General features: G+C 62.2%; 8 protein-coding genes. 4 read left to right on the forward strand and 4 right to left on the reverse strand.

Annotated elements, in window-relative coordinates:
* Nucleotides 1-140: 140 nt before the first annotated feature.
* On the reverse strand, nt 141-2,018 hold the full coding sequence (locus tag Tal182_RS31160) for a HAMP domain-containing methyl-accepting chemotaxis protein (protein WP_085862048.1): 1,878 nt from the start codon (nt 2,016-2,018) through the stop codon (nt 141-143).
* A gap of 690 nt (nt 2,019-2,708) precedes the next feature.
* On the opposite strand from Tal182_RS31160, the gene Tal182_RS31165 reads away from it, so the two are divergent.
* Genes Tal182_RS31165 through Tal182_RS31180 form a run of 4 tightly spaced genes read left to right on the forward strand, consistent with a single transcriptional unit; the run spans nt 2,709 to nt 6,549 of the window.
* Nucleotides 2,709-4,022, forward strand: a complete 1,314-nt coding sequence (locus Tal182_RS31165; RefSeq protein ID WP_085862049.1) for a CmpA/NrtA family ABC transporter substrate-binding protein — start codon at nt 2,709-2,711, stop codon at nt 4,020-4,022.
* 58 nt (nt 4,023-4,080) lie between these two features.
* Complete coding sequence (gene ntrB, locus Tal182_RS31170; RefSeq protein ID WP_085862050.1) at nt 4,081-4,974, forward strand: nitrate ABC transporter permease; 894 nt, start codon at nt 4,081-4,083, stop codon at nt 4,972-4,974.
* An 11-nt stretch (nt 4,975-4,985) separates the two neighbouring features.
* Complete coding sequence (locus Tal182_RS31175; protein WP_010021888.1) at nt 4,986-5,783, forward strand: ABC transporter ATP-binding protein; 798 nt, start codon at nt 4,986-4,988, stop codon at nt 5,781-5,783.
* Nucleotides 5,784-5,829: 46 nt separating this feature from the next.
* Nucleotides 5,830-6,549, forward strand: a complete 720-nt coding sequence (locus Tal182_RS31180) for a 4'-phosphopantetheinyl transferase superfamily protein (RefSeq protein WP_085862051.1) — start codon at nt 5,830-5,832, stop codon at nt 6,547-6,549.
* Here Tal182_RS31180 and Tal182_RS31185 read toward each other — a convergent pair.
* Genes Tal182_RS31185 through Tal182_RS31195 form a run of 3 tightly spaced genes read right to left on the reverse strand, consistent with a single transcriptional unit; the run spans nt 6,522 to nt 12,103 of the window.
* Nucleotides 6,522-7,880: a SidA/IucD/PvdA family monooxygenase gene (locus Tal182_RS31185; protein WP_085862052.1), complete on the reverse strand. Its 1,359-nt coding sequence runs from the start codon at nt 7,878-7,880 to the stop codon at nt 6,522-6,524. The genes Tal182_RS31180 and Tal182_RS31185 overlap by 28 nt on opposite strands.
* Complete coding sequence (locus Tal182_RS31190; RefSeq protein ID WP_085862053.1) at nt 7,877-11,866, reverse strand: non-ribosomal peptide synthetase; 3,990 nt, start codon at nt 11,864-11,866, stop codon at nt 7,877-7,879. Before Tal182_RS31190 ends, Tal182_RS31185 begins: the two co-directional genes overlap by 4 nt.
* Nucleotides 11,867-11,884: 18 nt before the next feature.
* Nucleotides 11,885-12,103: an MbtH family NRPS accessory protein gene (locus tag Tal182_RS31195; RefSeq protein ID WP_085862054.1), complete on the reverse strand. Its 219-nt coding sequence runs from the start codon at nt 12,101-12,103 to the stop codon at nt 11,885-11,887.
* Nucleotides 12,104-12,291 lie beyond the last annotated feature (188 nt).

The raw sequence follows: 12,291 nt of genomic DNA on the forward strand, positions 1-12,291 counted from the left end.
CATATCTCCGCTCAACAGCCATTGCCGAACAAGCGCCGATCTTGCTGATAAGTCCCGGCAAGCGCAACCGAACCATTTGCTCGACCGAAGCTGCTGCCGCTCGTCTCGTCAGCGGGAATCTTCCCTTCCACGGCCACAAATTACCTTTGCATCACGGGCCGCAGAGCGACCACCTGCGACGGCATGCTGCTTTCCAACGAGTGCTTATTGTACTGGGCATTCGCCGGACCTCTATGACCATCCAATTGGAACTGATTGACCAGCTCGCGCAGGCGGCTTGCTTCGGAGGCTAGCGAAGAGGCGGCGGCCGTGGACTGCTCGACCATCGCCGCATTCTGCTGGGTTGCCTGATCCATGTGATTGATCGCCGTGTTGATCTCGGAAAGCCCGGTCGCCTGCTCGCGCGCCGAGGTGGCGATCGCCTCCATGGCTCGGTTGATCTCGGCAACGCGTTCGCCGATCGATTTCAGTGACGTCCCGGTTTCGAGAACCAGTTTGACCCCGTGCTCGACTTCGGTCGATGACTTCTGAATGAGACCTTTGATTTCCTTGGCCGCCTGCGCGGCACGCTGGGCGAGCTCGCGGACTTCCTGTGCGACGACCGCAAAACCCTTTCCTGCCTCACCTGCGCGCGCCGCCTCGACGCCGGCGTTGAGCGCCAGCAGGTTCGTCTGGAAAGCAATTTCGTCGATGACGCCAATGATGTTGGAAATCTGCTGCGAACTGTCCTCGATACGTCGCATGGCCTGCTCTGCCTCCGACACAATGCTTGCCGAGCGCTGGGCGCTGACATTCGCTTCCACGGAGATGTTGCGAGCCTCCTCGGTGCGCTTCGTCGCCATTGCGACATTCGACGTAATTTCGTCCAACGCGGCGGCGGTCTCCTCGAGCGAAGCCGCCTGTTGCTCCGTGCGCTTCGACAGGTCCTGGGCCCCGGATGCTATTTCACCGGTGCCGTTGTCTATGCTGTGCACCGTCTGAAGTACCGCGCCGATCGTCGTGCCCAATTGCCGCAGCGAAGTATTGAAATCGTCGCGCAATGCTTCGTATTCAGCGGCAAATCGTTCCGAGAGTTGGAAGGATATATCGCCCGCGGCAAGGCGCCGGAGACCTTCGCCCAAGGTGGTGGTCGCAAAGCGCAACTGCTCGGCTTCGCGTTCGGCACGCTGCTGGGCTGCGGCGCGCGCCACCTCGCTCTCGCTGCGGGATTCGGCAGCCTCCTTCTCGAGCCTGACAACGTTGAGAGCATTCTGACGAAACACTTCAACTGCGCCGGCCATTTCGCCGATTTCGTCGGCACGGCCGGCATAAGGAATATCGCTGTCGAGATCTCCAGCCGACAACCGCTTCATGGCGGACGCCGTATTGCGGATCGGATTGGCAATGCCGGAAATCGCAAAGACGATACCCGCGATAGCCACGAGCAAGGCCAGCGAGGCGATCGCAGCAGTCAGCATGAAAGCGGATTTCGCGGAAGCATCACTTGCCGCCACGAAGCCTTCGGTCTGGCTGAGAATGAATGCCACCAGATCCGCTACCCCATTGTTCACCAACTCGGCCTGCGGCTCCATCTTCTCCTTGAAAAGCCGGACTGCCTCAGCTGTCTTGCCGCTATCTTCGAGCGCAATCATTTGCTCCGCCAGTACGCGATATTTGTCGAGTTCCGGCTTTATCTGATGGATCAACTGGCGCCCGCGCTCCGTGCGCACGCCCTTTTCGTATTCGCCGACCACCGTATCGAGCCCCGATGAAGCGGCCGCGATCGCCTGCTTTTCGGTTTTGTCGTTCTCCGCGGTGTCTTCGAGCAAGTACCGGGCGTGGGCAAGTTTCAGATCAAGAAAGTTCGCTTTGATCTCACGCGCCGTCACCAGCCGATGCACCCAGAACGTACCCACCTGTTCGGCATTTGCGCGAAGCGAGGAAATGGTGTCCAGCGAGACATAGGACAGACCAAGTATGAACATGCTGATGATGGACAGGTTCAGGATGAGAGCTTGCTTGATACTCGGGCGCTTCATGCGGGTCTCCTCTTGGGACGGTCGCTGCCGGTTAATGCGAAATTTCCCATCGGATTCGATAATTTAGTATTAACTAAACGAGGAGAGTCGTTCGGTTTTCAAAATCTCTGGTGGGCGCAATTACTTCCGCGATCAATTCGAAGCCGCCTCCACTCAAAGTTACTGGAAAATAAGCAGAATTACGACTTTGCCGGACGCGGAAATTCAGTGCTGCGGGCGCCGCCAGACTGCCGCCGCGTTGCGATTCGTCAGACCGCCAACATGATAATGGGTCGTTTGATGCCTTCGGCAGTCGACCGCACAGTGCAGCCTTCGATCGGATCCGGAGGGCTTAATTCGCGTGGCTACTTTATGTGCGCTGCACAAATTTGGCGCTTCGCGCGTACGCCCGCATTCGCATTCGCACAAATCGTAATCACATTCTGCTTATGCACATTAAATAATCACTTCTGAAATTTCCGATTTTCTTGTTTCGCTTCCTGCTGTTACTTGCCCTCCTCTGAATTGGCACGCGGGTTGCAAGTTCCCAAACGCCCAGTCAACGGCGACTGAGGCAGAGAGGCGCGGCATAGGCGCCGATTTCGACACCGACGTCGCAAGGTTTTTGCTGTCCGGGATCTCCCATTCCGAACGCAGATGCCGGCGGCGTTTTTTTGCGTCCGAACTCAGCAAGCAGAGGGGAACCTGCAGATGAAAAAGATTTCGACGACTGGCATTTCGACAACCGGCATCACCCGCCGCAGCATGCTCAAAACGACTGCGGCAGCCGCCCTGATCGGCGCCGTCAAGACTGCCTTTCCTTCCGGCGCTTTTGCGGCCGGGACGGGTCCTGAAGTCAAGGGCGTCAAGCTCGGCTTTATTGCTCTCACCGATTCCGCGCCGCTGATCATCGCCAAGGAGAAAGGCTTTTTCGACAAACACGGCCTGCCGGAAACGGACGTCGCCAAGCAGGCATCCTGGGGTGCCACCCGCGACAATCTGGTGCTCGGCGGCGCAGCCAACGGCATCGATGGCGCGCACATCCTTTCGCCGCTCCCCTACCTGATGCAGACGGGCAAGGTGACGCAGAACAACAAGCCGGTGCCGATGGCGATCCTTGCCCGGCTCAATCTCGACAGCCAGGGCATCTCAGTCGCCAAGGAATATGCCGACACCGGCGTGCAGCTCGATGCGTCCAAGCTGAAGGCCGCCTTCGAGAAAAAGAAGGCGGAAGGCAAGGAGGTCAAGGCCGCCATGACCTTCCCGGGCGGCACCCACGACCTTTGGATCCGCTACTGGCTCGCCGCCGGCGGTATCGATCCGAACAAGGATGTTTCCACAATCGTCGTGCCGCCGCCCCAGATGGTCGCCAACATGAAGGTCGGCAATATGGACGTCTTCTGTGTGGGCGAGCCGTGGAACGAGCAGCTCGTCAACCAGGGCATCGGCTTCACCGCGGCGACCACCGGCGAGCTCTGGAAGGGGCATCCCGAAAAGGCGCTCGGCCTGCGCGCCGACTGGATCGAGAAGAATCCGAGCGCCGCCAAGGCCCTGCTGATGGCCGTCATGGAGGCGCAGCAATGGTGCGAAAGCATGGACAACAAGGCCGAGATGGCGGAGATCCTCGGCAAGCGCCAATGGTTCAACGTTCCGACCAAGGACGTGCTCGGCCGCCTCAAGGGCGACATCAACTATGGCAACGGCCGCGAGGCCAAGGCCACCGACCTCTATATGAAATTCTGGAAGGACGGCGCCTCCTATCCGTTCAAGAGCCACGACACCTGGTTCATGACCGAAAATGTCCGCTGGGGAAATCTGCCTGGTACAACCGACATCAAGGCGCTGGTCAATCAGGTGAACCGCGAGGACATCTGGCGCGAGGCCGCCAAGGATCTGGGCGTCGCTGCGGCCGACATTCCCGCCTCCTCGTCGCGCGGCAAGGAAACCTTCTTCGACGGCAAGGTCTTCGATCCTGAAAATTCCTCCGCCTATCTCGACAGCCTGTCGATCAAGGCCGTTTCCTGATCCCGCCTCCGGCGCGCGAGCAGCGCGCCGGCCTTCCATTCCCGTGAGGAGCGCGCTGATGTCCGCCCTGGCAAATAAAGAAACTCCCTCGATCGTCGCCTCCGCCAACCCGGCGGCGAAGGTGCTGTCATTCTCCGGCAAGCAAGGCTCGCGGATCGATCTTCGCCGTGCGGCGCTGACCGCACTTCAAAATGTCGTTCCGCCGGCCGTCGTGCTGGCGCTCGTCCTCCTCCTGTGGCAAGCGCTCTGTTCATCGGCGGACGCCTCTCTGCCTTCGCCGCACCAGGTCTGGCAGGATAGCTACGACCTCATCGCCTACCCGTTCTTCAACTACGGCTCCCAGGATATCGGGCTCGGCTGGCGCGTGCTGGTTTCGCTGCAGCGCGTCGCTTACGGCTTCGGCCTCGCCGCTGTCGCCGGCGTCATCGTCGGGGCGATCATCGGCCAGTCGGTCTGGGCGATGCGCGGCCTCGATCCGATCTTCCAGGTGCTGCGCACCGTGCCGCCGCTCGCCTGGCTGCCGCTGTCGCTCGCCGCCTTCCAGGATTCCAATCCTTCGGCGATCTTCGTCATCTTCATCACCTCGATCTGGCCTGTCATCATCAACACCGCCGTCGGCGTCCGCAATATTCCGCAGGATTATCGCAACGTCGCCGAGGTGCTGCGGCTCAACCAGCTCGAATTCTTCTGGAAGATCATGCTGCCGTCGGCAGCCCCTTACATCTTCACCGGCCTCAGGATCGGCGTCGGCCTCTCCTGGCTCGCCATTGTCGCGGCTGAAATGCTGACCGGCGGCGTCGGAATCGGCTTCTTCATCTGGGACGCGTGGAACTCGTCGCGCCTTCCCGACATCATCGTCGCGCTCGCCTATATCGGCATCGTCGGTTTTGCCCTCGACAAGCTGGTGGCCGCGCTCGGCAAACTCGTCACCCGCGGCGCCATGGCCAACTGAGGACCATTCTGATGAACGCCTATCTCAAGCTCGATCATATCGACAAGCATTTCGATCGCGGCGGCGTGCGCGCCGAAGTCCTGAAGGATATCAACCTGACAATATCAGAGGGCGAATTCGTCTCGATCATCGGCCATTCCGGCTGCGGCAAATCCACCCTGCTCAATCTCATCGCCGGTCTGACGCCGGTGTCTTCAGGCGCCGTGCTCCTGGAAAATCGAGAGGTCAACGAGCCAGGCCCGGAACGCGCCGTCGTCTTTCAGAACCATTCGCTGCTGCCGTGGCTGACGGTCTATGAGAACGTGAATCTCGCCGTCTCCAAGGTCTTCAGCCGAACGAAGACCAAGGCCGAGCGGCATGACTGGGTCATGGCCAATCTCGACCTCGTGCAGATGGCGCATGCGAGAGACAAGCGGCCCGCGGAAATCTCGGGCGGCATGAAGCAGCGCGTCGGCATTGCCCGCGCGCTTGCCATGGAGCCGAAGATCCTGCTGCTCGATGAGCCCTTCGGCGCGCTCGATGCGCTGACGCGCGCCCATCTTCAGGATGCGGTGATGGAAATCCACGCCCGGCTTGGCAACACGATGGTGATGATCACCCATGATGTCGATGAAGCGGTACTGCTCTCCGACCGCATCGTGATGATGACCAACGGCCCGGCAGCCCGCATCGGCGAAGTGCTCGACGTGACCATGCCCCGCCCCCGCAACCGCATCGAACTCGCCTCCGACCGGACATATCTCAAATGCCGCGAAGCCGTGCTGAAGTTCCTCTACGAACGCCACCGCTTCATCGAAGCCGCGGAGTAGACCCCGCCGCGATTGCCAATCGGGCCGCGTTACGCATACTGGCCCGATGCAGCGATCAGATAATCCACCGGCCGCCATAAATGTCGTGCTCTGGCAATATCCGAAGAACGGGAGCGATGGGGAGCGCTGGCTGCGGGCGCTTTCACCGAATGAGCGGGAGCGCGCCGCGACCTATCGCTTCGAACGCGACCGGACCTCGTTCATTGCCGGCCGCTATCTGCTGCGGCAACTGCTGAGCGCGCATACCGAAACGCAGCCTGACAAGATCGTATTGCTGGCGGATGCGTACGGCAAGCTGACGGTCGAGGGCCGCGACAGGCTGCAGTTCAACCTTTCCAATGCCGACGGGCTGGTGGCGGTCGCGATCACTTCAGAATGCGAGCGCGTCGGGACCGACTGCGAACGCGCCGATGCCGAAATCGAAGCGGCGGCGCTGGAGAGCTATTGCAGTCTGGACGAACGGCGCTGGCTCGATCAAATGCCTGCGGGCGAACGGCCGCGTGCGGCCGTTGCCCTTTGGACGCTCAAGGAGAGCCATCTCAAGGCGCTCGGGGTGGGCTTGCGCCGGGATCCCCGCAGCGTCTCCTTTTCCTGGCAGGACGGCATTCCTGTCCTGGTTCAGAGCGGCGAACCCGACCGGCAATGGCATCACCGTCTGCTCGAAAGCGGCAGCCAGCACGTCGTCGCGCTGGCCGTCCGCTGCCAATCCGGCGCCCCCGGCATTCGTCTCCGGATGTTTCAGGACGAGAGCAGGCCGTCCGAATAGCCGGCGCGCAGCTGATGCGGCATGGCAGAAGCTGCCTCCGTCGCCCAGACCAGCTGCGCATTGTCGGGCTCGGCATCGAAATGCTGCCGGCCGAGAAGCGTGTTGACGATGGCGGCGCTGCGCCAGGCCATGAGGCTGAGCTGAGAATCGGCGATGCCGTGCGAGTATCGGCCGGCATTCTGCGCAAACAGCCGGTTGGTCCGCGGGCCGGTCCACTGCATCGTGTAGTCGTCGTTCAGGGTGGGATAGCCGTTTCTGTCGAGGCTGATCCTTTCGCTGAGCGAGCCGAGCGCATCCGGCAAACGGAACCTGTAGCCGGTTGCCAGCACCACCGCATCGGCATGCAGCACCTCGATCCCGCCGTCGAAATGGTTGCGGACGATCAGCCGATAGGCATTGCCGTTCCGCTCCATCTGGATCACGTCGCGGTTCGGCGACAGGGATGCGTTCAGCGTGCTCTGATCGAGGTAGCGCAGCGCGTAGAGGCGGCGGTAGATCGAGTGGATCGTCGAGATCGACAGGCCGTCGCTGGTCAGGATCGAGTTCTTCAGCGCCGCCTGCTTCTGCTCGCCGCTGAGCTTCAGATAGGCCTGCACATATTCCGGCGAGAACACCTGGTTCGAAAACGGCGTGTCGTTGATCGGCTCGAAATTGTGGCGCCGGCTGATCCAGGTCAGTTCCTTCATCGCCGCAGGATCGCCAAGCAGCGCCTCGACCACCTCGCCGCCGCTCTGGCCGCCGCCGACCACGACGATGCGGGCGGCGCGAAGATCCTTGAGACGCGATTTGGCCTCGCTGTTGTGGAAGCAATCGGGCCCGAGGAAGGGTTTCGCCCAATCGGGCACGAAGGGCGAAGCCCCCGTGCCGATCACCAGGTTCTTCGCTTCTTCCTGCCCGTCGTCGAAGCGCAGGACGAAGCGGTCGTCACGGTGCTCGACGTCACGGATGTCAGTAGCGTATCGCAGGCCGTCGACGCCGTTGGCGACCCAGGCGAGGTAACGCGCGAATTCCTGTCGGGGAACGGCCTCGTAGTTGGCGTTCAGGAAGGCGTAAAGCCGCTTGTGGGCCACCAAATAGGAGACGAAGGACCACCGGCTGGTCGGCAGGACCGGCGTGACGAGGTCCTTCAGGAAGGACGATTGCAGCTCGACGCCGGGCATCATCATGCCGGGATGCCAGTCGAAGGCGCCGCGCCGCTCGAAGAAGCGGCTGCGGACCTCGGGCACGGATTCCAGCAGGCAAGCAAGGCTCAGATTGGAGGGACCGATGCCGATGCCGGCAAGATCGAGCGGCTCGTTGAGGGCATCCCTGCGGGTAAAAGCGACGGTCATGCGTTATCCTTCTCTGTTTCCTTGAGACGCAGGGCAAGCCTTGAATGGAAGGCGGGAGACCCGATCATGTGCAGATGGTTGGTGCCGGTGATGATTTCGGCCCCGCGCGCCCGCGGCGACAGGCGGCGCCAATCGATCAGGTTGAGGCCGCGATTGAGGCTGTCGTCGGCCGCCCAGGGATAGATCGGCACGTCATGGGGAACGAGCCGATGCTTGCGGAAGATCAGGGCATTGTCGATCAGCACCCAGAACGTATGCTCGCGGCTGCTGATGTCGGGCCCGTCTGTGGGAAGCGGGTCCTTCTCGTCGCCGACGAAGCGCAGGAATTGCTCGTAGGTATCGGCGTCCATCATCGACAGCAGCCGGTCCCATTCGGGCCGCATCGCCGTCTTTTGCAGCCATGCCTGCACGTCCCGGTGCAGCATGTCGCGTTCGCCGGGCCGGAACCTCGGCTTGGCGCCGATGGCAAATTCCGATCCGAGGTCGCAGACATCGACCATCGCCATCATCCTGACGTCGACCTCGTTGGCAAGGGTGCGGGCGGCCTCGTAAGCCAGGAGCCCGCCCCAGGACCAACCGAGGAAAGTGCAGGGCGCGCCGCCGCTGTGCTTCCTGATATAGTCGACATAGCTCTCGATGATCTCTTCAACAGGCGCCCCGACTTCCTTCTTCTCGGACAGCATGTGGCAAATGAAGCCGGTCGCCGGCTGATCGGCGCCGAGATAATCGACGAGCTTCACATATTCGCGGGTGCTGACGAGGAGCCCCGGGAAGCAATAGAGCCGCGGTTTAGTGCCTGATGCCCGCAGCACGATTACCTCGGAGAGATCGCGCTCCTCCCCCTGCTCCATCACACCGGCAAAGGCGCGGATGGTCGGGTTGTTGAAGATATCGGCGACGGTGAGCGGGATCTTCGGCCGGCGCTGCCTGAGCTGCGTGAGGATGCGGATCGCGCCCAGCGAATTGCCGCCGATGGCAAAGAAATTATCCTCGACGCTGATCGCTTCCAGCTTGAGAACCTGGCGCCAGACATCCAGCACCTCCTCTTCCAGCGCGGTCGCCGGCTCGACGATGGCGCGTTTGACCGGCTGGGGTGCGGGCAGCGCGAAGCGGTCGAGCTTGCTGTTCGGATTGGTCGGCATCTTTTCGAGTTCGACCACGGCCGCCGGCACCATATAGGACGGCAGGCTGCGTTCGAGGCCGGACCGAACAGTCTCGACGTCAAGCCTCTCGTCTTTCTTCGGAACGACATAGGCGACCAGCGCCTTTTCACCGGCATCGTCGTCGCGCAGCACGACCAAGGCTTCGCCGACGCCGGGCTGCTGCAGCAGCGCCGCTTCGATCTCGCCGAGCTCGATGCGGTAGCCGCGCAGCTTCACCTGATGATCAACGCGACCGACGAATTCGACGGTTCCGTCCTCGCGCCAGCGCGTCAGGTCGCCCGAGCGATAAAGCCGGCCACCCTCTTTCGAGAATGGATCGGGGATGAAGCGGTCCGCCGTCGTATCCGGCTTGCCGAGATAACCGCGGGCGATGCCCTCGCCGCCGATATAGAGTTCGCCGGTCACGCCGATCGGGCACAGATTGAGGTCGGGATCGAGCACATAGACCCGCCTGAGCCCGACGGCGCGGCCGAGCGGAGCATAGACGCCCTGGAACTTGGTGCCGGCCCTCACCTTCCAGACCATCGGCGTCATGATGGTTTCCGTCGGGCCGTAACCATTGATCAGCCATTCCGCTTTCAGCGCCCGCGACAAGAGGTCGAAGGTCGATTGCGCCAGCCCTTCGCCGCCGAAGGAGTAAAGCCGCATCGGCGGCGCGCCATCGGTGATATCGGCCCATTCCGCCAGTTGCTGCAGATAGGTGGTGGGAATGCTGGCATTGTTGGCGCCGTGCTTGCGCATCGCCGTCAGCGTCTCCTCCGGCGTCCACAGCGGCTGGTCGGGAAGGATGATGCTGCCGCCTTCCATCAGCGGGTTCATCCACCGCTCATGGCCGCCATCCGAACTGAAGGGCAGGAAGGGCAGTTCGCGGGATTCCGAGCTCATGCCGTAGACGCGCGAGGTATTCTGCAGATGGTGGGTCAGCGGCCCGTGCTCGACGGCGACACCCTTCGGCAATCCGGTCGATCCCGACGTGTACATGACATAGGCGAGTTGATCCTTGTGCGTGGGAATATAGAGCGGCGTATCCGGCTCGCCGTCGAGATCGAGCTTGTCGAGTTCGACGATAATGGCATCGAGTTCGTCCGGCAGCCGATGGCGCAGCCAGCTATGGGTGAGAACGATCTTGACGCCGCCGTCGCGCAGAATGTGGTGGTTGCGCACCGGCGGATGGTCTGGCTCGACGGGGATATAGGCGCCGCCAGCCTTCAACGTCGCGAGGATGCCGACGATCGCCTCCGGCGAGCGCTTGATGAAGATCGCGACCGTCACCTCGGCGCGAACGCCGAGCTGCCGCAGCCGATGCCCGAGGCGGTTGGTGCTCGCCTCCAGCCAGCCATGGCTCCACTCCTCGTCGCCATAGACAATCGCGGTCTTCTCAGGCGTCCGGCGCGAATGGGCCGATATCAGCTCGTGGACCGGCCGGTCATCGTTGACGACGTCGTCCTCATAAGGCGCCGACAACCAGTCGAGCTCGTCGCTGCCGACGAGTTCGATATCTTTGATCCGGAGATTTGGCTGCGCGACGATCTGTTCGAGCACCAGGCGGAAATGCTTGGCGACGCGGGCGATCAGCGTGCCGTCGTAAAGATCTTGGGCGTAATCGATCAGCCCGAATGCGCCGCCGTCCGAACGCGCCTCGACGACTAGAGAAAGTTCGCTGTCGGCGCGCGCGCCTGATGGTTCCAGGTTCGTCGCATCTCTCGGCACCGGATAGGGTTCGCGGAATTCGAACAGCGCCTTGACCACGGCTTCCTGGGCGGCCGCTTCGTCGACCACCAATTCCTGCGTGATGCGCTCCAGCGGCACGAGGCGGGCAAGCCCCCCCTCCGCCACCGAGGAGATCGCCGCGACGACATCGTCGAGGGATAGTCGGGAAGCGAGCGGCAGGACAAGGGGAAGCACCTGTTCGGCGCGGCCGCGGCTGGCGAAATGCTCCGTGCGGGGCCGGGCGACCAGCAGGCCGGTCAGCAAAGCATAGTTGCCGCTGTAGCGTGCCAGCAGCGCGCAGAAGGCGGCGTGCAGCACGCGCTCGACCTGGAATCCTTTGCCCTGCGCATGCCGTTCGAGCTTGCCCCACAGCTCGGGCTCGATTGCAAACCGATGCTCAGCGCGCGCCACGCCGGCAAGCCCACCGCTGTTGAAGCGAGTGGGAAAGGTCGAGGCCGCATAGTCGAGACCGATCGTGTCGCGCCAATAGGCCAGCGCTTCGCGCGCTTCATCCGTCTCCAGCCATTCTTCCTCCCGCGTTCCGGCCGAGATTTCCGCCGAGCGCATGTCGCCGGCCGGCGCGCCGTCGAGAATGCGCGCCAGCGAGCCGGCAAGAACGGATTTTTCGTGGTCGTCTGAGATGATCGGATGCAACACGATCGTCAGCAGCGACTGCCCGTCGGCAAGCCGGATGATCTGGATACGCGCGCCCGGTCCTTCCAGAAGATCGAAGCGCTTGTCGCGGAAGGCTTTTCGCGCGGCCAGGGCTTCAGCCTGGGAAAGAGCGGCTCCTTCCTTGCCGAGGATTTCCATCGGCACGGAGTTCGATGCGCCGCGATACTGCTCGATGCGGCCGCCCGCCAGCCGGCGGAAGCGGGTAGCAAGCGACGGATTCTCAGCCACGAGCGCACGGCAGGCTCCGGCAATCGTCTCGATGTCGATCGCGGCACTCAATCGCAGCCCGATGACCTGATCGGGAAAGACCGTGTAGTTGCCGATCTGCTCCAGCGACCAGATGCGCTTCTGCGCGATCGTCAGCGGAAAGCTCTCGAAGACGGTGTCCACAGCATCGGTCGGGCGGGCATCGGCGAAATTGGTAATCTGCTTGTTCATCTTGCCATCCAGACGTTTTCAGAGACGTGCATCGGCTGCCATGGCCGAGCGCAGGGAGAGCGGGCGTGGGTCGGGCCAGACGTCACGGATATGGGCGAGGCACTCCTGGCGCGAACCGGCAAAACCCGCCGCCTGCCAGCTCACCGGAATCCGCTTGTCCTGCGGCCAGACCGAGTAATGATGCTCGGTGTCGTGGACGACGATCCAGAGATCGTCGCGGGGCTCAAGATTGTCCATTCGAAGCTCCAGCAGAGATTGACGTCATGCGCAAATGACGGATCCCCCCTGCTAGAGTTTAGAAAATTGCTGAGAATTTTTTTCTTCGTTTCCCCTAAATCCGCCCAGGGATGGATCGTCATTCTACCAAATCAGCGCAGGCGCGGGCTTCATGCTCGCAGCATCAAAAGCCCTGCCGATCACGGAGA

The organism is Rhizobium sp. TAL182 (assembly GCF_002117725.1).
Lineage (GTDB): Bacteria > Pseudomonadota > Alphaproteobacteria > Rhizobiales > Rhizobiaceae > Rhizobium > Rhizobium esperanzae.

Coding starts and splice junctions, on each gene's coding strand:
- ntrB (WP_085862050.1), top strand. CDS start 4,081: ATGTCCGCCCTGGCAAATAAAGAAACTCCCTCGATCGTCGCCTCCGCC.
- Tal182_RS31175 (WP_010021888.1), top strand. CDS start 4,986: ATGAACGCCTATCTCAAGCTCGATCATATCGACAAGCATTTCGATCGC.
- Tal182_RS31180 (WP_085862051.1), top strand. CDS start 5,830: ATGCAGCGATCAGATAATCCACCGGCCGCCATAAATGTCGTGCTCTGG.
- Tal182_RS31195 (WP_085862054.1), bottom strand. CDS start 12,103: ATGGACAATCTTGAGCCCCGCGACGATCTCTGGATCGTCGTCCACGAC.
- Tal182_RS31190 (WP_085862053.1), bottom strand. CDS start 11,866: ATGAACAAGCAGATTACCAATTTCGCCGATGCCCGCCCGACCGATGCT.
- Tal182_RS31165 (WP_085862049.1), top strand. CDS start 2,709: ATGAAAAAGATTTCGACGACTGGCATTTCGACAACCGGCATCACCCGC.
- Tal182_RS31185 (WP_085862052.1), bottom strand. CDS start 7,880: ATGACCGTCGCTTTTACCCGCAGGGATGCCCTCAACGAGCCGCTCGAT.
- Tal182_RS31160 (WP_085862048.1), bottom strand. CDS start 2,018: ATGAAGCGCCCGAGTATCAAGCAAGCTCTCATCCTGAACCTGTCCATC.